Source organism: Mesorhizobium sp. M1A.F.Ca.IN.022.06.1.1, assembly GCF_003952605.1.
GTDB lineage: Bacteria > Pseudomonadota > Alphaproteobacteria > Rhizobiales > Rhizobiaceae > Mesorhizobium.
In genome coordinates, this window is sequence record NZ_CP034455.1 from 3,320,790 (window position 1) to 3,338,580 (window position 17,791).

Genomic DNA, 17,791 nt, shown 5'->3' on the forward strand with positions numbered 1-17,791 from the left:
GCTTTTGCCATTCTCATATCGACGGATTTACGCACATGAGCGCACCGCGCACCCTCTACGACAAGATATTCGACGACCATGTCGTCGACCGCCAGGACGACGGCACCTGCCTGCTCTATATCGACCGCCACCTCGTCCACGAGGTCACCAGCCCGCAGGCCTTCGAAGGCCTGCGCATGAGCGGCCGAGACGTTCGCCATCCTGAGAAGACGCTCGCCGTGGTCGACCACAACGTGCCGACCTCGCCCGAGCGCAAGTTCGGCATCAAGAACGAGGAAAGCCGCATCCAGGTCGAGGCGCTGGCCAAGAATGCCAAGGATTTCGGCATCGAATATTATTCGGAGAACGACGTCCGCCAGGGCATCGTCCACATCATCGGGCCGGAGCAAGGCTTCACGCTGCCCGGCATGACCATTGTCTGCGGCGACAGCCACACCTCCACGCACGGTGCGTTCGGCGCGCTGGCGCACGGCATCGGCACTTCGGAAGTCGAGCATGTGCTGGCGACGCAAACTTTGATCCAGCGCAAGGCCAAGAACATGCTGGTGCGCGTTGACGGCCAGCTTCCGGAAGGCGTCACCGCCAAGGACATCATCCTCGCCATCATCGGCGAGATCGGCACTGCCGGCGGCACCGGCTACGTCATCGAATATGCGGGCGAGGCGATCCGCTCGCTGTCGATGGAAGGTCGCATGACGATCTGCAACATGTCGATCGAAGGCGGTGCGCGCGCCGGCTTGATCGCGCCGGACGAGACCACCTTCGCCTATGTGAAGGACAAGCCGCGCGCGCCGAAGGGCGCCGCCTGGGACGCCGCGCTTGCCTACTGGAAGACGCTGCATTCCGACGAAGGTGCGCATTTCGACAAGGTGGTCGTGCTCGATGCGCAAAAACTGCCGCCGATCGTCTCCTGGGGCTCCTCGCCCGAGGATGTCGTCTCGGTGCAGGGTTTCGTGCCGAATCCGGCCGACATCGCCGACGAGAACAAGCGTTCCTCGAAGCTGCGCGCGCTCGACTATATGGGGCTGACGCCCGGAACCAAGATCACCGACATCACGCTCGACCGCGTCTTCATCGGGTCCTGCACCAATGGCCGCATCGAGGACCTGCGCGCCGCCGCCAAGGTTGTCGAGGGCAAGAAGGTCAATCCGCGCGTGAACGCCATGATCGTGCCGGGCTCCGGCCTGGTGAAGGAGCAGGCCGAAGCCGAAGGGCTCGACAAGATCTTCGTCGCCGCGGGCTTCGACTGGCGCGAGCCCGGCTGTTCGATGTGCCTGGCGATGAACGACGACCGGCTGAAGCCGCATGAGCGCTGCGCCTCGACTTCGAACCGCAATTTCGAGGGCCGGCAGGGTTTTAAGGGCCGCACCCATCTTGTCTCGCCGGCCATGGCGGCGGCGGCGGCAATCGCCGGCCATTTCGTCGATATCCGCGACTGGAAGTAACGGCCTGCCGCGGACGCGATCAAAGGCCCGGAGCGCACCGCGATCCGGGCCTTTTGTCGGTCAGCGGTCGCCGAGCCGGATAATCTCGTGGAACTCCTCACGTCGGCCAGGCTCGTCGGCAGCGACGATCAGCGCCAGTTGCTGCTCGTCGAAAATCTTGAACCACTCGTCCCACTCGACCAGCTCGTAGCCGCCGGCGTTGGGAGGCCGCTCCGGGCGGTCGTCGTCCTCATAGGCGTTCTGGCCAAAAACCAGGCGCAGCATGGGTTGCGTGCCGGCCTCGGGCGAAATGTCGACAATGGCCGGAAATCCGGCGCGCGCCGCCGCCCAGGAACGGATCGCATCGTGCTCGGTCAGGGTGATTGTACCGGCCATAGGCGTTCTCCTGTTTTGTGTTGAGAACGCCGGCCTCCCGGAGCTGTTCCGTGCCGTCGCTTAACCGCTTGTTTGTGCTTCCGGACTAGCATCTCCCCCTGGGTAACTTGGGGAAGTCACGGTCCGTTGGACACCGGTCTGCTCATAGCGCTGCTCAATCCGACGATAGCGCTGGCGCTCGGCGCTGCGTTCCTCGTGCTGTGGTTCTACCAGCGCCATCGTCCGTATCTGGCGGTGCTGGCGGCGAGCTACTGCCTGTCGGCGTCGGGTTTCCTGCTGCAATATTTCACGCTGCCGCTCGGCATCGTGGCGACCAAGCTGATCTCCAACATATGTTTCACGATAGCCGCCTGCTGCCTTTCCGGCGCGATCATCGCCCGCTACGGCCGGCGCGTGCCCTATTTCGGCATCGGCCTCATGGCCGGCGGCGGGCTCGCCGCCTTCGCATGGTTCATGTTCGTCGAGCCGGATCTTACCTGGCGCGTGCTCAGCATGAATTTCGGCTTCGGCGGCCTGAGCCTGCTCGTCGCCGCCGAGCTCAGGACAGTGCGCAACAATGGCCCTGAGAAAATCCTGGTCGCGCTGGCCCTGCTTTCCGCGCTGAACTTCACCGCCCGTACCCTGATCGTCGTCATCGCGCATGGACCGTTCCCAAGCTATGACGGCTTCTACGGCTCGTCCTACTGGACGACGGCGCTGCTCTCGCACGCGCTTTTGTCGCTTCTGATCGCGCTCTGCCTGTTCACGGCGGCCGCCCTCGACGTGCTGAAGGCACTGAAGGCCGAGACGCACACCGACCCGTTGTCCGGCCTTCTCAACCGGCGCGGCTTCGAAGACCGGGCAGCACTTCTGCTCGATCAATGCGCCAAGGCCGGGTTTCCCGTCGCGTTGGTGCTTGCCGACCTCGATCACTTCAAGGCGCTCAATGACCAGCACGGACATGAGGCAGGCGACCGAGTGATTGCCGACTTCGCTGCCAAGCTGCGCTTTGCCACGGGCGCGCGCGGGGCTGCGGGCCGCATCGGCGGCGAAGAGTTCGCCGTGCTCCTGCCGCTCAGCGATCTCGCCGCGGCGCGCCTTTTCGCCGAAGCGATCCGCACTTTCTATTCGGCCGGGGCCGTCGACGGCCTGCCGCCCGGCACCAGGGTGACAGCGAGCTTCGGCGTTGCGGCCCGCAGCGGCGCGGAAGGGCTGGCGCCGCTGATGCGGCGCGCCGACGAGGCGCTCTACAAGGCCAAGAGGAATGGCCGCGACAGCGTCCGCCTTTCCTACGAGCGCCCCGAAACCGCCTTCGTGCCCGAAGCGGTGAGCGTCGGCTGATAATCGCAGGCTCCAGAGCACCTGACAACAGCCAACATCACTGCCCGAAGGCGACGGACGTTAACGTGTTTTTCGCCCGTCGATGGTTTTCTGCCCGAGGGGCTTCGAAGGGAACATGGGCAGCGCTGATTTCATCCTGGTGATCAATCTGCTCGTCGCCGGGCTGTTGGCCGCGGCCTTCGCGGCGATCGCCGTCCACGACGTCGGGCGTGTGTCGGCGCGCTGGCTGGCTTTCGGCTATTTGCTCGGCATGGCCTATTTTGCCATCGAGTTCAGTATCCCCGCTTTTGCCGATGCCCGGCTGCCGGTTGTCATGGCCTTCGCTGTCTTCCTCGGCGCAACCATCGCTTTCAACGGCGGGCTTGCCCACAAATATGGCGTGACGCCGCCCTGGGCGCCGATGCTGGTCTTCCTGGCCGTGGCCTCGGCCGCCGTCTATCTGGTGCAGGACCTGCCGCGATACTCGCTCACCCGCATGTTGGCCTATCAGCTTCCTTATGCGGCCATGCAGTGCACCGCGCTTGGCATCGTGCTGTCCTCCAGGCAGCGGCTCGAGCGGCTCGATCACCTCCTGATGCTCGTGCTCGCGGCAAGCGCCCTGCAGTTCGCATCAAAGCCTTTCATCGCCGGCGCGCTGGGCGGCTGGGGCGCCAATCCGCAATCCTATGTGCAGACGGGTTATGCACTGGTGTCGCAGTCGCTTGGCACCGTGTTCGGTCTGGCGCTGGCGCTGCTCGCGCTCGCCATCCTGGTGCGCGACGTGCTGGCCGAGGCGATGTCGAAATCGGAGACGGACACGCTGTCGCGGCTCCTCAACCGCGGCGGTTTCGAACGCCATGCCGAGTTGGCGTTGCGCGATGCGGTGCGCCGGGGCGTACCGGTGGCGCTGGTCATTGCCGACCTCGATCACTTCAAGAGGATCAACGACAGCTACGGGCATGCCTGCGGCGATCGTGTCATCGAGACCTTCGCAGGCCTGCTGCGCGAGGCGGCGGCCGAGCATCACGTCGCCGGCCGCATCGGCGGCGAGGAATTCGCCATCATCCTGCCCGGTACCAACCTTGCTGCCGCGCGATTGTTCGCGGAAGGCGCGCGCAGCGCGTTTGGCGGGCTGCCGATCGAAGGCCTGCCCGCCGATCATCGCTGCAGCGCGAGCTTCGGCGTCGCCGAGCTTGCCACGGATGAGGATTTTCCAGATCTGCTGCGGCGCGCCGACGAAGCGCTTTACGCGGCCAAGAATGCCGGCCGCGACTGCGTGCGCGTCTCGCTCGGGACCGCGCGCCGGCAGTTCCCGGCGGCGGTCAGCGGCAGGGGCTGAGGTTGGGCATCTCGCCGTCGGAGAGCCCGTACATATAGGAACGGCCCTTGATGAAGACCGGCGGCTGGTAGCAGCCCGGGGCACCGGCAGCGTCGGAATCGTAGAGGACGTCGGGCTGGCCGGCGCCGGTGAACTTCGAGAGCTGCTTGGCGTGCCTGCCCTCACCGACGATGATGCGCTTGTAGCCGGCGGCGCTGTCGATGACGAGATTGCCGAAGGAATCGGCATAGACGCGGTCGTGATGGCGCAGGCCGGCTTCGGCCGGCACAGCAATGGCGGTGGCAAGTGCAGCCAGCGTCGCGACCGCCAGGCCTGCCCGCACTGAATTCGAACGCAAGTCGCTCTCCCTTGGACGGTGCGACCCTCGGGATCGCCCTGCAAACGTCGTGCGAATCGGAAATTAACCCTTTCTTAACCTTTGTTAAGGGGCAGACAGGCTTCAGGAGGGGAACTTAATGAACATGGTTAATTTCGGCGCCTTGGCTCCACTCCGTCCATCGCCCCGCCCCGGCCCAGGCGAGCTTGATCTTGGCGCATTGCGTGGCTAGCGTGCCGCGCACGAAAGGGGCAGCACATGATGTTTGGCCGTGCGATTTGGCTGTCGCTCGTTGTTCCGCTGCTTCTTGCGGCTACGGCCTGCGTGCCGCAGGACGGCGTGCCGAAGGCGGCGAATACTTTATCGCCAACAGTCTCGCCCGTTCCAACCAGCCAACCCGTCGCTCCCGGGGCCGGAGCTGCCGCAGCGCCCAAGACATCGGCAACAGCTTCGCCACCCGCAACCAAAATCACCACCGACTTGACCATGCCGCGAGCCGGCGTCGGAACGGCCACCTACAGGTGCGGCGACGGCGGCATGATCACCATCCAAAATCTCGGCTCTTCTCTGCGCGTGCTCAGGCCGGATGGCTCGGCCGTAGTGTTTCCAGCGTCGCCCGCCAACCAGACCAGCCGCTACCAGGAAGCGGCGACGCATGACGCAATCGTGATCGACGGTCGCGAGGCGCTGGTGATGAAAAAGGGGTCCACGCCGCAGAGCTGCAAAAGATAACGGATCTTATTGCACTGCAGCGACGTTGCGCCGGCTGCAGATCGGCCGCTAATCGATTGAAGCTGAATTTCCCCGTTTTGTCAGACTAAATGACGTTTCCAAAACGATTTTCCGGCTTTGACGCGGTGCAAAAAGCGCATTAGAAACCCGCTATCCGAGGCCCTATGTCGTGGCGGCAAAAGCCGCATCCTTCGCGGCTCAGGAACGCCGATCTGGGGGAGCCATGAGCAAATCACCAGCCACCCGCGCAATTGCCAGACGTGAACGGCCGCTTTCGCCGCACCTGACGATTTACAGGCCCCCGATCACGATGACGATGTCGATCATCCATCGCATCACCGGCGGCGCGCTCTATTTCGGTACGCTCCTGGTGGCGGCCTGGTTGATCGCTGCGTCGAGTTCGCAGGCTGCGTTCGACTGGGTCAACTGGGCCTTCGGCTCCTGGCTCGGCCGGCTGATCCTGTTCGGCTACACCTGGGCGCTGATGCACCACATGCTGGGCGGGTTGCGCCATCTCGTCTGGGACACCGGCGCCGGGCTCGAAAAACACACCGCCTCGAGGATCGCATGGGCAACGCTCGCCGGCTCGATCGTGCTGACGCTATTGATCTGGATCGCGGGCTACATGGCGCGGGGGGCACTCTGATGACCGCAAAGAATTCGGACATGCGCACGCCGCTCGGGAAGGTTCGCGGCCTTGGTTCGGCGCGTGAGGGTACCGGCCATTTCTGGCGCCAGCGGTTGACGGCGGTGGCCAATATCCCGCTCATCCTGTTCTTCGTCGGCTTCCTGATCGCCCTCAACGGCCACGGCTATGCTGAAGTGCGGGCGTCGCTCGCGAACCCCTTCGTGGCGCTGGTGCTGTCGTTGGTGCTGATTTCCGCGCTCTACCACATGCGGATCGGCATGCAGGTCATCATCGAGGACTATGTGCATGGCGAGGGCATGAAGCTGGCGCTGATCGCCCTCAACACATTCTTCTCAATAGCAGTCGGCGTCGCCTCGCTCTTCGCTCTGCTCAAACTCGCATTCGGAGGCTGACGTCTTGGCCAGCGCAAACACAGCCAGCACGGCTTCGGCCTACACCTTTGTCGATCACAAATTCGATGTGGTGATCGTCGGCGCCGGCGGCGCCGGGTTGCGCGCCACGCTCGGCATGGCCGAGCAGGGGCTGCGCACCGCCTGCATCACCAAGGTGTTTCCGACACGCTCGCACACGGTCGCGGCGCAAGGCGGCATCGCCGCCTCGCTCTCCAACATGGGCCCAGATTCCTGGCAGTGGCACATGTACGACACGGTCAAGGGCTCAGACTGGCTGGGCGACGTCGACGCCATGGAATACATGGTGCGCGAGGCGCCGGCCGCCGTCTATGAGCTCGAGCATTACGGCGTGCCATTCTCGCGCACCGAAGAGGGCAAGATCTATCAGCGGCCGTTCGGCGGCCACATGATGAATTATGGCGACGGCCCGCCGGTTCAGCGCACCTGCGCCGCCGCCGACCGCACCGGGCATGCCATCCTGCATACGCTCTACGGCCAGTCGCTGAAGAACAACGCGCAGTTCTTCATCGAGTATTTCGCGCTCGACCTGATCATGGAGCCGGACGGCACATGCACCGGCGTGGTGGCGTGGAATCTCGACGACGGCACCATCCACCGCTTCTCGGCAAAGATGGTGGTGCTGGCGACCGGCGGCTATGGCCGCGCCTATTTCTCCGCCACCTCGGCGCATACCTGCACCGGCGACGGCGGCGGCATGGCCGCGCGGGCCGGGCTGCCGCTGCAGGACATGGAGTTCGTGCAGTTCCACCCGACCGGCATCTACGGCGCCGGCTGCCTGATCACCGAAGGCGCGCGCGGCGAGGGCGGCTATCTCGTCAATTCCGAGGGTGAGCGCTTCATGGAGCGCTACGCGCCGTCGGCCAAGGACCTCGCCTCGCGCGACGTGGTCTCGCGCTGCATGACGCTGGAGATCCGCGAGGGCCGCGGCGTCGGCAAGAACAAGGACCACATCTTCCTGCATCTCGACCATCTCGATCCGGCGGTGCTGCACGAGCGGCTGCCGGGCATCTCGGAATCGGCCAAGATCTTCGCCGGCGTCGACCTGACCAAGGAGCCGATCCCGGTGCTGCCGACGGTCCACTACAATATGGGCGGCGTGCCGACCAATTATTGGGGCGAGGCGCTAAATCCGAGCTTCGACAACCCCGACCGCGTGTCGCCCGGCCTGATGGCGGTGGGCGAAGCCGGCTGCGCCTCCGTGCATGGCGCCAACCGGCTCGGCTCCAACTCGCTGATCGATCTGGTCGTGTTCGGCCGCGCGGCCGCAATCCGCGCCGGCCAGGTGATCGATCGCAAGTCGGCGATTGCGTCGCCCAATCAGGAATCGGTCGACAAGATCATGGATCGCTTCGACAAGCTGCGCCACGCCAGCGGCTCGACCCCGACCGCGGCGCTGCGCGAAAAGATGCAGCGGGCGATGCAGGAAGACGCGGCGGTGTTCCGCACGCAGGAATCGCTGGAAAATGGCTGCAAGCGCGTTTCTCAAATCTGGAGCGAGCTCAAGGACGTCAAGGTCTTCGACCGCTCGATGATCTGGAACTCGGACCTGGTCGAGACGCTGGAGCTCGAAAACCTGATGATCAATGCCATCGCCACGGTCTACGGCGCCGAGGCGCGCAAGGAGAGCCGCGGCGCGCATGCGCGAGAGGATTTCTCGGCGCGCGACGACGCCAACTGGCGCAAGCACACGCTGGCCCACGTCGGCGAGGACGGCAAGGTGACGCTTTCCTACCGCCCGGTGCACACCGACCCGCTGCTGGCGGAAAAGGACGGCGGCATTAGCCTGGCCAAGATCGCGCCAAAGGCCAGGGTCTACTGACATGGCATTGGCGGCCGCGGGATATTCCGGCACGCCCCTTGCGGCCAAGCTCGGCCTGAAGGACGGCATGGTCGCCGCCTTCATCGCGCTGCCGCCCGAGCTCGACGAGTTGGCTGGAGCCGTCGGGTTTGCCGAGGTCGATCGGCTGCCCTACTGGTCGGCGATCTCGGGCAACCGGAAATACGATGCCGTGCACGCTTTCACCCGGCAGCGCGCCGAGATCGAGGACGGCCTGGCCGGCATCGAGACGGCGATCAAGCGCGACGGCATGGTCTGGGTCTCCTGGCCGAAGAAGGCTTCGAACGTGCCGACCGACGTCGCCGAGGACGTCATCCGCGCCGAGGCGCTCAAGCGCGACCTTGTCGACGTCAAGGTCGCGGCCGTCAACGATATCTGGTCCGGGCTGAAGCTCGTCATCCGAAAGGACCGCAGGTAATGGTCGAACTCACGCTACCCAAGAATTCGAAAGTCCAGCAGGGCAAGACCTGGCCGAAGCCGGAGGGCGCCACCAATCTGCGCGAATACCGCATCTACCGCTGGTCGCCGGACGACGACGAGAATCCGCGCATGGACACTTATTTCGTCGACATGGACGATTGCGGCCCGATGGTGCTCGACGCGCTGCTGTGGATCAAGAACAAGATCGACCCGACGCTGACGCTGCGCCGTTCCTGCCGCGAAGGCATTTGCGGGTCCTGCGCCATGAACATCGACGGCTCGAACACGCTCGCCTGCACCAAGGGCGCCGACGACATTTCCGGCGCGGTGAAGATCTATCCGCTGCCGCATATGCCGGTGATCAAGGACCTCGTGCCCGACCTCACCAACTTCTATGCCCAGCATGCCTCGATCGAGCCATGGCTGAAGACGGTCTCGCCGACGCCCGCCAAGGAATGGCTGCAAAGCCATGAAGACCGCGAGAAGCTCGATGGGCTCTATGAGTGCATCCTGTGCGCCTGCTGCTCGACCTCGTGCCCAAGCTACTGGTGGAACGGCGAGCGCTATCTCGGCCCGGCAACGCTGCTGCAGGCCTATCGCTGGCTGATCGATTCCCGCGATGAGGCGACCGGCGAGCGGCTCGACAATCTCGAGGATCCGTTCCGGCTCTATCGCTGTCACACCATCATGAACTGCGCGCAAACTTGCCCGAAGGGGCTCAATCCGGCGAAGGCGATCGCGGAGATCAAGAAGATGATGGTGGAGCGGCGCGTCTAGAGTTTAGCGGCTCAAGTTCGTACGCAGCGATTCTTCGCGCCCCCCTCTGGCCTGCCGGCCATCTCCCTCACGGGTGGGGAGATTGGCTGTCATCGCGGCTTTCGCCAATCGCCAACGTTGAAGGATGAGCGCCGTCGGCGAAGCTGCTGATCTCCCCCAAGTGGGGGAGGTGTCCGGCAGGACAGAGGGGGGCGCTGTCCCGCCGACGTTCCGAAGGTTCTGCCTTGTCGCGGCGATCCGATTTCTGTCAAAATCGGTACCCGGAGAACCGACCTTATCGAAAAGCCAAACCCAATGACCGATCTCCCCGTCCTCTCTTCCGTCGAAGCCCGCGTGCTCGGCTCGCTGATCGAGAAGAAGGAGCTGACGCCGGACGTCTATCCGCTGACGCTGAACGGTGCGCATGCCGCGGCCAACCAGAAGACGGCGCGCGAGCCGGTGATGGCGCTGGAGCTGACCGACGTTAGGCGCGCGCTCAGCTCGCTCGAACAGAAGGGTCTGGTGCGCCAGGCTTTTGCTTCACGGGTCGAGCGCTACGAACATCTGATGGCGCAGCGCTTTTCGCTGACCACGCCGCAGATCGCGATCGTCGGTCTGCTGCTCCTGCGCGGCGCGCAGACGGCGCATGAGCTGCTCGCCCGTTCCGAGCGCATGGCGCGCTTCGGGTCGATCGAAGAGCTTCGCGACAATCTCGACCTGATGATCGGCCGCCGTCCGCCGCTCATTCTGCTGCTCGAACGTGCGCCCGGGCAGCGCGAGGAGCGCTATGTGCATCTGTTCAGCGGTCCGGTGGAAGTATCAGCGGCGGCAGCGCCATGGCAACCGCCGGCGTCCTCCGACGCTTCCGATCTCGAAGCGCGGGTGCGGGCGCTCGAGGAAGAGGTCGGCGCGTTGCGTGCCAAAATCGAGGCGCTGGGCGGCTAGCGTGAGATGATGGCGGGACAGCGCCCCCCTCTGTCCTGCCGGACATCTCCCCCACAAGGGGGAAGATTGGCAGTTCCAGCGCTTCGCTCGTTCATGCGGCGTCGGTGACTGGCCAAAGCCGGCGCGATAGCCGATCTCCCCCCTCGTGGGGGAGCTGCCCGGCAGGGCAAAGGGGGGCGCGAAGGATCGCTGCCCCGCGCAGCCTACGTCAGCCCAGCCTGGCGTCCAGCGAGACTTTGATGGCGCCGAGCGCCTTTGAGACCGGGCACTCGGCCTTGGCCTTCTCGGCCAGTTCCTGGAACTTTGCCGCATCGATGCCCGGGACCTTGCCGACCAGGGTGATGGCGCTGCCGGTTATGCCGGTGCCGGGCACCAGTGTCACAACAGCCTTGGAGTCGAGCGCGGTGGCCGGGGTGCCGTTCTCGGCGAGGAAATGCGACAGCTGCATGGCGTAGCATCCGGCATGGGCGGCGGCGATCAGCTCTTCCGGATTGGTGCCGGATTTGCCGCTCTCATCCTCGAAGCGCGCCTTGAAGGAATAGGGTATGCCCTTCAGAGTCCCGCTCTGCGTTTCCAGCGTGCCCCTGCCCTCTTTCAGATTGCCTTTCCAGACGGCGTTTGCGGTGCGGTCCATGAAGTCCTCCTGGCTTGTCGGGGTTCGCGCCGGCGGGCGCCGGCGTTCCGCTGAACTATAGCGCGAGCGCGCCGGAAGACCATGGCGCGATTGTGCCCGCGAAGTCGACGCGCACGAAAAAATTCTCGAAAAAAACGCGTGCAAAAATGTCGACTTCCCGGCGGCCGGACCGTCCTGGGGGCGGCCACGAAGTTCGGGGCCGAAGGAGGTTGAAGATGGACAATCTGTTTTTCGCACTTTGGAGGCGCCCCGGCCGAAGGGTGCAGCGACCGGAAGAGTTCTGGCTGGATCCCCCGGCCTTCGGCCTCGGCCGGCTGGCGGCGGCCGTGGCCATAATCGGGATTGCGGCATGCCTGCTCGATCATGCGGCGGCCAGAAGCAAGGCTGACAGCATCGCGGTCGCCTCCTATGGTTCATCGCAGGAAGGGAACTGACAATGAAATATGTCCTGCTGGTCTACGGCGAGGAAAAGGACCTCTTCGCGCTCCCGCCGGAACGATCCGCCAAGCTCGACGCCGATTCGCTCGCCTATGACAGGGAACTCGATCGACAAGGCAAGCTGATCATCGCGCAGGCGCTGCAGCCGGTGAAGATGTCGAAGTCGCTCAGGCGTCGCAAGGGCAAGCGGCTGGTTACCGACGGGCCGTTCGCGGAGACGAAAGAACAGCTGCTCGGCTTCGTCATGGTCGAGGCCGCGGATCTCGACGAGGCGATGGCGATCGCAGACGGCATTCCGCTGGCCGAGCTCGGCACCGTCGAAGTCAGGGCTGTGTACGACATACCGGGGTCATGACCCGGAGCTATTAGCGGTTTGTTCATCGCCGCAATTGTCGCGAGTTGAAGCGATGCTGTACTTCTTCTATCGTTGCCGCGGTTTCGGGGGAATTCGGCATGCCTTTTCTGCTCGCTATGCTTGGCCTGCTCGGCGTGGCGGCCATCTGGTGGTACCGGCTGAAGGCGATGAACGAGGCGGCCAGCGAGGTCGCCGACGTTATCGGCCGCGTGCAGGGCAATATCCGCCGCAAGAAGCTGCGCAAACAGGCGGCACTTTCGCCGCTGACGGCGATCGACGATCCGGTCGTGGCCGCCGCGACGCTGATCACCGCGATCGTTTCGGAACATGGCCCGATCCTGCCGCAGCGCGAAGCCGTCATCCGTGAGGTGATCGCGCAGATTGCCGACAACCCTAAGAAAACCGACGAGGCCGTCGTCTACGCCAAATGGGCGGCCGCGCAGGTCGACGACACCACGATCGTCATCGACAAGCTGGCGCCGTTCCTGCGCGAGCGCCTCGAGCCGCACGAACGGGACGATCTGCTCAGCATGCTGAACCGGGTGGCACAGGGCGGCGAGCAACGCCTGCGGATCGCCGACCAGCGGATGGTGAGGCTGCGGCAGAAGCTGGGTTTTGAGGTCAATTAAGCTGAAGCAGTGGCGGCCGGATCGCCTACCTTCGTGATTGGCCGAAACGCCTCTCGCATCCTCATTCTATGGCGGAGCAAGGAGCGAAGCGGCGCGGCGCAGACCATAGAATCCATCCCGTTACCTATAAGCGTTGCAGCGGTGCAGAATTCTGCTCGGCGGCATTCTTCGACCAAGGTCACGGCATGGATCCTCGGGTCTTCGCGTCCGCTTCGCTCCCGCTCCCGCCGTGGATGACGACGTCGCGTAGGCACCGGCCAATTGCTAGGCGCTAGATCGCTTCGCCCTTCAATAGCCGCGGCATGTCGCCTGACAGGCCAGACGCCTGACGGATGAAGAAGTCCTTGAGCTTCGGCATGCGCTCGACGATACCGAGGCCGAGGTCGCGCACGGCGCGCAGCGGGCCGATGTCGTTGGAAAACAGGCGGTTCAGCACGTCGGTGGTGACGCCCATCTGCAGCGTGTCGAAGCGGCGCCATTGCTGGTAGCGCTCGAGCACGTCGAGCGCGCCGATGTCCTGGCCGAGCCGGTCAGCCTCGACCACCACTTCGGCAAGTGCTGCGACATCCTTGAAGCCGAGATTGAGGCCCTGACCGGCGATCGGATGAATGCCGTGCGCCGCATCGCCGGCGAGCGCGATGCGCGGTGCGACGAAGGCGCGCGCAAGGATCAGACCGAGCGGCCAGGCGCGCGGCTTGTCGGCGACTCGTATCTCGCCGAGCTTCAGCCCAAAGCGCTGCTCCAGCTCATGCTCGAAGACGAACTCGTCGCCCTCGACCAGCTTCTGCGCGTCTTCCGTGCGCTCAACCCAGACGATCGAGGAGCGATTGGTGCCGTCCTCCTCAGGCTTCAGCGGCAAGGTGGCGAAGGGGCCGGCGGGCAAAAAATGTTCCTCGGCGCGGCCATTGTGCGGGCGCTCATGCGCGACCGTGCAGACGATGCCGGACTGGCCGTATTCCCATTTTACCGTCCTGATGCCGGCCATGTCGCGCAGCTTCGAATTGACGCCGTCAGCGGCGACGAGCAGGCAGGCCTTAAGCGCGGCACCGTCGGCCAGATGCACGGTGATGCCGGCGCCGTTCGTGTCGAAGGCGCTGACGGCCATGCCTTCGATGACGTCGATGCCGAGTTTTTCGGCGCGCCGGCGCAGCGCGCCGTTGAGAACCCGGTTGGCCACCATATGGGCGAAGGGTTCGCCGGGCGCCACCTCGCCGTCGAAGGTCAAAAACACCGGCCGCACCGGATCGGCGGCGCGCGAATCGGTGATGATCATCTCGGTGATCGCCTGCGCCTCGGGCGCGATCTCGTCCCAGACGCCGAGCTGCTCCAGCATGCGGCAGGCGGCGGCGGCGATCGCCGAGGCGCGGCCGTCCTTCTGCCAGACGCCGGCAGGTGCCGCATCGACAATGGCGACGGCAAGGCTCGGTCGCGCCTGCTTCAGCGACACGGCCGCGGCAAGGCCGACGTAACCGGCGCCCGCCACCAGCACGTCCACCGAGGTTTTGTCCGCTGCATCCGCCTTGCGGTCGACCATGGCACTTTCCTTTCGCGGCCTCCGGCCACCGCGGCGGCCGTTGCAGCTTGACTGCCCGGCTCTCCTGTCCGAAACCCGCCATGACACATCTTCAAGGGAGGTGGAACATGACGGCGGCCATGGACGAGCTTCTCGACATTCTCGACCTCGAGCAGCTCGAACACAACCTGTATCGTGGTCGCAGCCCCAAGCTCGACTGGCAGCGCGTGTTCGGCGGCCAGACGATCGCTCAGGCGCTGGTCGCCGCCCAGCGTACTGTCGAGCCGGGGCGCCATGTGCATTCGCTGCACGGCTATTTCATGCGGCCCGGCGACACCAAGGTTCCGATCGTCTATGAGGTCGACCGCATCCGCGACGGCGGCTCTTTCACCACGCGCCGGGTGGTGGCGATCCAGCATGGGCAGGCGATCTTCTCGCTGGAAGCCTCGTTCCAGCAGGACGAGGTCGGGCTGGAGCATCAGCTGCCGATGCCACGCAACGTGCCGGCGCCCGACACGCTTCTGTCGCAGCGCGAGCTGCTCGGCAAGTTCGGCGAGGCGGTGCCGGAAGGCATCAAACGCTACTGGGAGCGCGACCGGCCGATCGAGATGAAGCCGGTAATGCTCAAGCACTATACCAGCCGCGAAAAGCTGGAGCCGGAGCAGAATATCTGGATCCGCACCACGGGCCCGGTGCCGGAAGACCGCGCCACGCAGGCGGCGGTGCTTGCCTATCTCTCCGACATGACGCTGCTCGACACCTCAACCTTCGCGCATGGCCGCGCCATCTTCGATCGCGACATCCAGGCGGCCAGCCTCGACCATGCCATGTGGTTCCACCGCAGTCATTCGCTGGACGACTGGATCCTCTACACGCAGGACAGCCCCTCCACGCAAGGCTCGCGCGGTTTCACCCGCGGATCGCTGTTCGCGCGCGACGGAACGCTGATCGCCTCGGTCGCGCAGGAAGGCCTCATCCGGCTGAAACGCTGAGCCGGCTTCGAGGCAAGCCTAGAAAGCAGGCATTTTCCAAATTTTGCCCGTTTTTTAATCATGAGCCATTGCGGCACTGCGCCCGTTTGTTGAGCAAGGGCTGCGGATCCCGTTTGTTTACAACAGGTTAATGCCCTGCTTCGGCAATTGGCACGGAGCTTGAATCCTGTCCTGCACTCTCCGGCTCTCCTCAGGATCGGTGAAGGTGTGCAAACGCGGGGGAACCGCAACAGCAAAGGGTGAAACCTTATGAAAATCGTGATGGCAATCATCAAGCCGTTCAAGCTCGACGAGGTGCGCGAAGCGCTCACCGCCGTCGGCATCCAGGGCCTGACCGTCACCGAAGTCAAAGGCTACGGGCGTCAGAAGGGACATACGGAAATCTATCGCGGCGCCGAATACGCGGTCAGCTTCCTGCCCAAAATCAAGATCGAGGTCGCCGTCGGCGCCGACATGGTCGACAAGGCCGTCGAAGCCATCAGCTCCGCCGCCAAGACCGGCCAGATCGGCGACGGCAAGATCTTCGTCTTCGGCATCGACCAGGCGGTGCGCATCCGCACCGGCGAAACAGACACCGACGCGCTCTGAGCGGCGACCAGCTATTCCAACGGAGAGTTCAATGAATATTCCTTCCCCCTTGAAGACGACGGGACGCGCGGCCGCTGCGCTCGCTCTCGTAGCGTTCAGCACCGCCGCCGCCTTCGCGCAGGAGGCCGCTCCGGCAGCCACGGCCGCAGCGCCGGCCGCCCCGGCACCCGCGCTCGACACCGGCAACACCGCCTGGATGCTGACCTCGACGGCGTTGGTGCTGATGATGACCATCCCGGGCCTGGCGCTGTTTTACGGCGGCATGGTGCGCAAGAAGAACGTGCTCGCCACCATCATGCAGAGCTTCGCCATCACCTGCCTGGTGACGGTGCTGTGGTTCATGTTCGGCTACTCGCTGGCCTTCTCCGACGGCGGCGGCATGAACAAGTTTATCGGCGGTGCCTCGAAATTCTTCCACCACGGCATCACCACTTCCTCGCTGTGGGCGCCCGGTGTGGCGAACATCCCTGAATTCGTCTTCTCGATGTTCCAGATGACCTTCGCCATCATCACCCCGGCGCTGATCGCCGGCGCCTTCGCCGAACGCTTGAAGTTCTCGGCGCTGCTCATCTTCATGGCGCTGTGGCTGCTGGTCGTCTACGCGCCGGTCGCGCACTGGGTATGGGGCGGCGGCTTCCTCGCCACCGCCGGGGTGCTCGATTTCGCCGGCGGCACGGTCGTCCATATCAATGCCGGTGTCGCGGGCCTGGTCTGCGCGCTCGTTCTCGGCAAGCGCGAGGGCTACGGCACCACCAACATGGCGCCGCACAACCTGGTCTATTCGGTGATCGGCGCCTCGCTGCTGTGGGTCGGCTGGTTCGGCTTCAACGCCGGTTCGGAACTGGCCGCCGACGGCCTCGCCGGCGCTGCGATGTTGAACACGCAGGTCGCCACCGCAGCGGCGGCGCTGGCCTGGATGTTCGCCGAATGGATCGTCGCCAAGAAGCCTTCGGTGCTCGGCATCATCTCGGGCGCCGTCGCGGGCCTTGTCGCGGTGACGCCTGCTTCCGGCTTCGTCAACCCGACCGGCGCCTTCTTCGTCGGCATCATCGCCGGCGTCGTCTGCTACCTGTCGGCGGTCAAGCTCAAGCACGCCATGGGCTATGACGATTCACTCGACGCCTTCGGCGTCCACGGCGTCGGCGGCATCGTCGGCGCACTGCTGACCGGTGTGCTCGCCGATCCGGCGATCAACAGCCTGTCCTCGGGCGCCTCGCTCGCCAAGCAGGCATACGGCGTCGCTGTCACCATCGTATGGACGGCGGTCGCCACCTTGGTGATCCTCTACATCGTCAAGGCGCTGGTCGGCCTGCGTCCGAGCACCCAGGAAGAGGTCGAGGGTCTCGACGTCACCCAGCACGGCGAAGTCGTGCCGTAAGGCCGACCCTGCCAGGGCCGGCGGATCCTTCTCCCGCCGGTCCTGACATCAAGGAAAGCCGCGGCGCGGCTTTCCCGATTTACTCCCAAGATCCCGTCGTGATGCTCTCGAAAGGGGCTCACGCCTTGAGGCCCGGAAGATCTTCCGGGCCTCCTTTTTTCTCGGATATGAGCATTGAGCGTTTCGATCACATTCACTTGATCGCGAATGTGTGAAACGTCCGCCCTTCCGGTTCCGTACTGGGATTGCGACCGCCATCGTGGTGTCGCCAAACATCAGGGAAGGAACCGACCAATGAACTGCAAGAATATCTTCCAGGGAGCAATGGCTCTGTCGATGGTCAGCGGTGTTGCACTTGCTGGCGCGCTCGACTCGCCTGACAATATGGCCCCGTTCTTCACCGATTCCAGCATGAAGACCATGAAGTCCGAGGCCGATTTCAAGGCCGCCTGGGCGACGACGGCAAAAGACAAGCAGGACGCGATGATGAAGGAGTGCCAGGACGCGGCGATGAGCAAGCCGCATGCCGAATTCTGCGCCAACCTGATGCAGTACGCCGGCCATAAGTGATTTGCGGCAGGTCGGGTCCTTACGGGCCTGACCGTTTCGTCTTTGCCAATGAGAGATGGCGGGCTTCATGGGCCCGCCATCTCCTTTCCGGGGAGCATCTCGGTAAAAGGCCATGGTTAATGCGCCCTTAACCTTCCCGCCGATAGTCTGGGAGACGAATCTCCCGGC

General features: G+C 64.6%; 21 protein-coding genes. 17 read left to right on the forward strand and 4 right to left on the reverse strand.

What is annotated here, in order from left to right; all coding sequences use genetic code 11:
• The first annotated feature begins 35 nt into the window (after positions 1-35).
• Positions 36-1,445 carry a 3-isopropylmalate dehydratase large subunit gene (gene leuC, locus EJ078_RS15830; protein ID WP_066991840.1) on the forward strand — a complete coding sequence of 470 codons (1,410 nt, stop codon included), beginning with the start codon at positions 36-38 and terminating at the stop codon, positions 1,443-1,445.
• A gap of 60 nt (positions 1,446-1,505) precedes the next feature.
• On the opposite strand, the gene EJ078_RS15835 is transcribed toward leuC, so the two are convergent.
• A complete protein-coding gene (locus EJ078_RS15835; RefSeq protein ID WP_066991843.1) occupies positions 1,506-1,820 on the reverse strand; it encodes a hypothetical protein in 315 nt (104 codons plus the stop codon).
• Between the two features lie 126 nt (positions 1,821-1,946).
• Here EJ078_RS15835 and EJ078_RS15840 point away from each other — a divergent pair, with 126 nt between their 5' ends.
• Entirely contained in the window at positions 1,947-3,140 is a 1,194-nt protein-coding gene (locus EJ078_RS15840; protein WP_067322920.1) for a GGDEF domain-containing protein, read from the forward strand.
• Positions 3,141-3,255: 115 nt separating this feature from the next.
• Positions 3,256-4,458, forward strand: a complete 1,203-nt coding sequence (locus tag EJ078_RS15845; RefSeq protein WP_127214589.1) for a GGDEF domain-containing protein — start codon at positions 3,256-3,258, stop codon at positions 4,456-4,458.
• Here EJ078_RS15845 and EJ078_RS15850 read toward each other — a convergent pair.
• The gene (locus EJ078_RS15850; protein ID WP_127214591.1) at positions 4,442-4,795 is read right to left on the reverse strand and encodes a hypothetical protein; all 354 of its coding nucleotides are present in this window, start codon (positions 4,793-4,795) and stop codon (positions 4,442-4,444) included. The genes EJ078_RS15845 and EJ078_RS15850 overlap by 17 nt on opposite strands.
• Before the next feature lie 516 nt (positions 4,796-5,311).
• On the opposite strand from EJ078_RS15850, the gene EJ078_RS30865 reads away from it, so the two are divergent.
• The 7 genes from EJ078_RS30865 (at position 5,312) to EJ078_RS15885 (ending at position 10,526) form a co-directional block, all read left to right on the forward strand.
• Entirely contained in the window at positions 5,312-5,506 is a 195-nt protein-coding gene (locus EJ078_RS30865; protein WP_311202697.1) for a hypothetical protein, read from the forward strand.
• 223 nt (positions 5,507-5,729) lie between these two features.
• On the forward strand, positions 5,730-6,152 hold the full coding sequence (gene sdhC / locus EJ078_RS15860; protein ID WP_127214595.1) for a succinate dehydrogenase, cytochrome b556 subunit: 423 nt from the start codon (positions 5,730-5,732) through the stop codon (positions 6,150-6,152).
• The gene (sdhD, locus tag EJ078_RS15865) at positions 6,152-6,547 is read left to right on the forward strand and encodes a succinate dehydrogenase, hydrophobic membrane anchor protein (protein ID WP_066991857.1); all 396 of its coding nucleotides are present in this window, start codon (positions 6,152-6,154) and stop codon (positions 6,545-6,547) included. The genes sdhC and sdhD overlap by 1 nt, the downstream gene beginning before the upstream one ends.
• Before the next feature lie 4 nt (positions 6,548-6,551).
• On the forward strand, positions 6,552-8,387 hold the full coding sequence (gene sdhA / locus EJ078_RS15870; RefSeq protein WP_095825187.1) for a succinate dehydrogenase flavoprotein subunit: 1,836 nt from the start codon (positions 6,552-6,554) through the stop codon (positions 8,385-8,387).
• A gap of 1 nt (position 8,388) precedes the next feature.
• Complete coding sequence (locus EJ078_RS15875) at positions 8,389-8,823, forward strand: DUF3052 family protein (protein WP_208720734.1); 435 nt, start codon at positions 8,389-8,391, stop codon at positions 8,821-8,823.
• Positions 8,823-9,602 carry a succinate dehydrogenase iron-sulfur subunit gene (locus EJ078_RS15880; protein WP_127214597.1) on the forward strand — a complete coding sequence of 260 codons (780 nt, stop codon included), beginning with the start codon at positions 8,823-8,825 and terminating at the stop codon, positions 9,600-9,602. The genes EJ078_RS15875 and EJ078_RS15880 overlap by 1 nt, the downstream gene beginning before the upstream one ends.
• Before the next feature lie 294 nt (positions 9,603-9,896).
• Positions 9,897-10,526 (forward strand): DUF480 domain-containing protein, encoded by a 630-nt coding sequence (locus tag EJ078_RS15885; protein ID WP_127404154.1) that lies wholly within the window; start codon positions 9,897-9,899, stop codon positions 10,524-10,526.
• Positions 10,527-10,734: 208 nt separating this feature from the next.
• On the opposite strand, the gene EJ078_RS15890 is transcribed toward EJ078_RS15885, so the two are convergent.
• Entirely contained in the window at positions 10,735-11,160 is a 426-nt protein-coding gene (locus EJ078_RS15890) for an OsmC family protein (RefSeq protein ID WP_127217029.1), read from the reverse strand.
• 215 nt (positions 11,161-11,375) lie between these two features.
• Here EJ078_RS15890 and EJ078_RS15895 point away from each other — a divergent pair, with 215 nt between their 5' ends.
• The 3 genes from EJ078_RS15895 (at position 11,376) to EJ078_RS15905 (ending at position 12,582) form a co-directional block, all read left to right on the forward strand.
• A complete protein-coding gene (locus EJ078_RS15895; RefSeq protein ID WP_095831801.1) occupies positions 11,376-11,594 on the forward strand; it encodes a hypothetical protein in 219 nt (72 codons plus the stop codon).
• Positions 11,595-11,596: 2 nt separating this feature from the next.
• Positions 11,597-11,953 carry a YciI family protein gene (locus EJ078_RS15900; protein WP_127217028.1) on the forward strand — a complete coding sequence of 119 codons (357 nt, stop codon included), beginning with the start codon at positions 11,597-11,599 and terminating at the stop codon, positions 11,951-11,953.
• 98 nt (positions 11,954-12,051) lie between these two features.
• On the forward strand, positions 12,052-12,582 hold the full coding sequence (locus EJ078_RS15905) for a hypothetical protein (RefSeq protein WP_067322954.1): 531 nt from the start codon (positions 12,052-12,054) through the stop codon (positions 12,580-12,582).
• A 271-nt stretch (positions 12,583-12,853) separates the two neighbouring features.
• On the opposite strand, the gene EJ078_RS15910 is transcribed toward EJ078_RS15905, so the two are convergent.
• Positions 12,854-14,116 (reverse strand): ubiquinone biosynthesis hydroxylase, encoded by a 1,263-nt coding sequence (locus tag EJ078_RS15910; RefSeq protein WP_127217027.1) that lies wholly within the window; start codon positions 14,114-14,116, stop codon positions 12,854-12,856.
• Positions 14,117-14,223: 107 nt separating this feature from the next.
• Here EJ078_RS15910 and tesB point away from each other — a divergent pair, with 107 nt between their 5' ends.
• The 4 genes from tesB to EJ078_RS15930 all read left to right on the forward strand — a co-directional run bounded on the left by tesB (position 14,224) and on the right by EJ078_RS15930 (position 17,623).
• Positions 14,224-15,087: an acyl-CoA thioesterase II gene (gene tesB / locus EJ078_RS15915; RefSeq protein ID WP_066998363.1), complete on the forward strand. Its 864-nt coding sequence runs from the start codon at positions 14,224-14,226 to the stop codon at positions 15,085-15,087.
• 249 nt (positions 15,088-15,336) lie between these two features.
• Entirely contained in the window at positions 15,337-15,675 is a 339-nt protein-coding gene (locus EJ078_RS15920; RefSeq protein ID WP_066998360.1) for a P-II family nitrogen regulator, read from the forward strand.
• 196 nt (positions 15,676-15,871) lie between these two features.
• Positions 15,872-17,053: an ammonium transporter gene (locus EJ078_RS15925; protein ID WP_245322420.1), complete on the forward strand. Its 1,182-nt coding sequence runs from the start codon at positions 15,872-15,874 to the stop codon at positions 17,051-17,053.
• Between the two features lie 294 nt (positions 17,054-17,347).
• Positions 17,348-17,623 (forward strand): hypothetical protein, encoded by a 276-nt coding sequence (locus EJ078_RS15930; RefSeq protein ID WP_095799648.1) that lies wholly within the window; start codon positions 17,348-17,350, stop codon positions 17,621-17,623.
• The last annotated feature ends 168 nt before the right edge of the window (positions 17,624-17,791 follow it).

Coding starts and splice junctions, on each gene's coding strand:
- leuC (WP_066991840.1), top strand. CDS start 36: ATGAGCGCACCGCGCACCCTCTACGACAAGATATTCGACGACCATGTC.
- EJ078_RS15835 (WP_066991843.1), bottom strand. CDS start 1,820: ATGGCCGGTACAATCACCCTGACCGAGCACGATGCGATCCGTTCCTGG.
- EJ078_RS15845 (WP_127214589.1), top strand. CDS start 3,256: ATGGGCAGCGCTGATTTCATCCTGGTGATCAATCTGCTCGTCGCCGGG.
- EJ078_RS30865 (WP_311202697.1), top strand. CDS start 5,312: ATGATCACCATCCAAAATCTCGGCTCTTCTCTGCGCGTGCTCAGGCCG.
- sdhC (WP_127214595.1), top strand. CDS start 5,730: ATGAGCAAATCACCAGCCACCCGCGCAATTGCCAGACGTGAACGGCCG.
- sdhD (WP_066991857.1), top strand. CDS start 6,152: ATGACCGCAAAGAATTCGGACATGCGCACGCCGCTCGGGAAGGTTCGC.
- EJ078_RS15875 (WP_208720734.1), top strand. CDS start 8,389: ATGGCATTGGCGGCCGCGGGATATTCCGGCACGCCCCTTGCGGCCAAG.
- EJ078_RS15880 (WP_127214597.1), top strand. CDS start 8,823: ATGGTCGAACTCACGCTACCCAAGAATTCGAAAGTCCAGCAGGGCAAG.
- EJ078_RS15885 (WP_127404154.1), top strand. CDS start 9,897: ATGACCGATCTCCCCGTCCTCTCTTCCGTCGAAGCCCGCGTGCTCGGC.
- EJ078_RS15890 (WP_127217029.1), bottom strand. CDS start 11,160: ATGGACCGCACCGCAAACGCCGTCTGGAAAGGCAATCTGAAAGAGGGC.
- EJ078_RS15895 (WP_095831801.1), top strand. CDS start 11,376: ATGGACAATCTGTTTTTCGCACTTTGGAGGCGCCCCGGCCGAAGGGTG.
- EJ078_RS15900 (WP_127217028.1), top strand. CDS start 11,597: ATGAAATATGTCCTGCTGGTCTACGGCGAGGAAAAGGACCTCTTCGCG.
- EJ078_RS15905 (WP_067322954.1), top strand. CDS start 12,052: ATGCCTTTTCTGCTCGCTATGCTTGGCCTGCTCGGCGTGGCGGCCATC.
- EJ078_RS15910 (WP_127217027.1), bottom strand. CDS start 14,116: ATGGTCGACCGCAAGGCGGATGCAGCGGACAAAACCTCGGTGGACGTG.
- tesB (WP_066998363.1), top strand. CDS start 14,224: ATGACGGCGGCCATGGACGAGCTTCTCGACATTCTCGACCTCGAGCAG.
- EJ078_RS15920 (WP_066998360.1), top strand. CDS start 15,337: ATGAAAATCGTGATGGCAATCATCAAGCCGTTCAAGCTCGACGAGGTG.
- EJ078_RS15925 (WP_245322420.1), top strand. CDS start 15,872: ATGCTGACCTCGACGGCGTTGGTGCTGATGATGACCATCCCGGGCCTG.
- EJ078_RS15930 (WP_095799648.1), top strand. CDS start 17,348: ATGAACTGCAAGAATATCTTCCAGGGAGCAATGGCTCTGTCGATGGTC.